Here is a 1,982-nt window from a genome sequence, read left to right as displayed (position 1 = left end):
GGAAGCGCAGGCCAGGATTGAACTGCACACTCTGTGGTGATTGTTTAGCAGCCTGCAAAGACTCTCATATCGGCTATCATTTTCCAGGAATCTCATCAGTCGCAGCTCGAAAAGCATTCTTGACTATAGTTGTGGTTTTACATGCAGTGTTTCTGGGGATGGCGAGGATTTGAGGACCGGATTGGTTCTGAAATGAGGAGAACCAGGATTCCGGCAACCGGCATTAGTCGTGTTATTGGGTTGTCGTTTTGTCTTCCTGGTGTGCGATAATTGTATGGACGGTATGGACTAGATGCTCCGGCACCTTATTCCTTCGTATTGTCGCAATGTCGTATCCACGTTTTGTCGTGCTGTCGTGAAACAAGCTCTGCGCTTTCTTATGACTGCGGAGTAAATATCAGAACCGCTTTTATTTCACGGAAAATTTTCTTCTTTATTCCTCAGTCCTGCTTTTTGACAGATTCAACAAAAGCCCTGTATTCACCTGTAACACTGCTGAATTCCGCATTGACATCCTGGAAGCGTGAAAAAAGCTGTCCGATTTGTGTGTCGGAAAGGCTGCGGTTCATCCAGGGATAAAGTATCTCATCTTCCTTCTTTATATGCTCTGTCAGGAGATCCCTGTATGCGGTCAGGTTTTTCTCAAGAGATACCCAGTCATCTTTTTCAAGACTCCTCCGCGCTTCCCTCACATACTCCCGTCCTGTCTCATGTTCAGTGATGAAAGACTTTATTATGTCAGAATCGCTGTCGAAATAACCAAACAGGATCTTTTCCTCCTTGGCATGATGAAATGCGTCGGCATAGTTACGGATAAAATCGATGCCCTTTGCGATCAGATCGTGGTTGCTCCGTGATTCAAGCAGAGATGGAATAGATGCAAGGAAGTCTTTTATGACTGTATGCTCGATCACAAGCTCTCTGATGGGAGGAGCGAGATTGGTCCGGTTGGTCTGCTTTTCCTTGCGTTCAATAGCGGGTATGACTGCATTCTGGCCTGGAAAAATAACCGCCGAACATCGTTTCAACAATTCTTTCTCCTGCTCTACGCTAAGATTGTGGATCTCCACAATATCCTTAAACTTGCAGGTCCCCAGATTGCAGGTTGTACAACCGATATCAAATTCCGAGAGAATCTGCTCAAGTGATGGGTATTCCAGGAGTAATTCTTTGATGTTGCGGTTAAGTGATTCAGTCATGAGTATGAATCCTTTGAGTGGTTTTATGTTTAAAATGATACATAAATTATGTCAAATATCGATAAAATTTACCTTCTGATATAAAAGATAGTGTTTTTGTTCAGTTGCCGCCTTGATCTGGGTCAAGAAATCGCTACTATCGTGAGTAAAGTAAAAGATGTGTGCAAATCGCGGGTAATTCCAGCAATAAAAATCCAGCTACATACGAATATATTATTCAATGCTGATCCATGTCTATCTTTATCCGGGGTACAATCAGTGTTTAAACGACCCTGGAGGAAAGGAGGTGCTTCATTAGTAATAGATCTCTAAAGGGAACCTCCGGTAAGATACGCTTATAGTTGATGGCGGTTGCCGGGGTTTCCAGTATTCTGCGGCTTCGGAACTGTTTTGGCCGGGGCCGCATTTTTTTTCCGGGATGAAGGGATTGATCTTCTGATTTGAAAACCGGTATTCGATGATTTAATTTTCAGAATAAATCATGTAAACTCAGCATAAAAAGGAAAACATGCAAGTATTTGAGAATTACCTGAACCTTCTCTGGAGTATGTTCCAATCTGATATCGATGTCTTCAGCCGGCCGTGGTTATACTACTGGCTTCTGATTCCGGCAACCGGCTACTTCATTTTTTTCTTCATCAAATGGGCAGTACTTACAACGCCGGTCTGGCTCCCGATCGCGCCTGCACTCTCACCGTTCAGGTGCAGGGGAAAGAAATAAATCCTTCATTTCCGGTCAGTCAGAAGATCATGACAGTTCTTCGGTATTGGCCAGAACCGGTG

Annotated in this window: 2 protein-coding genes; one reads left to right on the top strand and one right to left on the bottom strand. The window is 43.8% G+C overall.

The window, feature by feature from the left end; all coding sequences use genetic code 11:
• Nucleotides 1-440: 440 nt before the first annotated feature.
• Nucleotides 441-1,199, bottom strand: coding sequence for a hypothetical protein (locus GX089_02760; GenBank protein ID NLP01389.1), 759 nt, complete (start codon nucleotides 1,197-1,199; stop codon nucleotides 441-443).
• 508 nt (nucleotides 1,200-1,707) lie between these two features.
• Here GX089_02760 and GX089_02755 point away from each other — a divergent pair.
• Entirely contained in the window at nucleotides 1,708-1,920 is a 213-nt protein-coding gene (locus GX089_02755) for a hypothetical protein (GenBank protein ID NLP01388.1), read from the top strand.
• The last annotated feature ends 62 nt before the right edge of the window (nucleotides 1,921-1,982 follow it).

The sequence above is a fragment of the Fibrobacter sp. genome (genome assembly GCA_012523595.1).
Lineage (GTDB): Bacteria > Fibrobacterota > Chitinivibrionia > Chitinivibrionales > Chitinispirillaceae > JAAYIG01.
This window is presented reverse-complemented; position numbering and strand designations above follow the sequence as displayed.

Coding starts and splice junctions, on each gene's coding strand:
- GX089_02760 (NLP01389.1), bottom strand. CDS start 1,199: ATGACTGAATCACTTAACCGCAACATCAAAGAATTACTCCTGGAATAC.
- GX089_02755 (NLP01388.1), top strand. CDS start 1,708: ATGCAAGTATTTGAGAATTACCTGAACCTTCTCTGGAGTATGTTCCAA.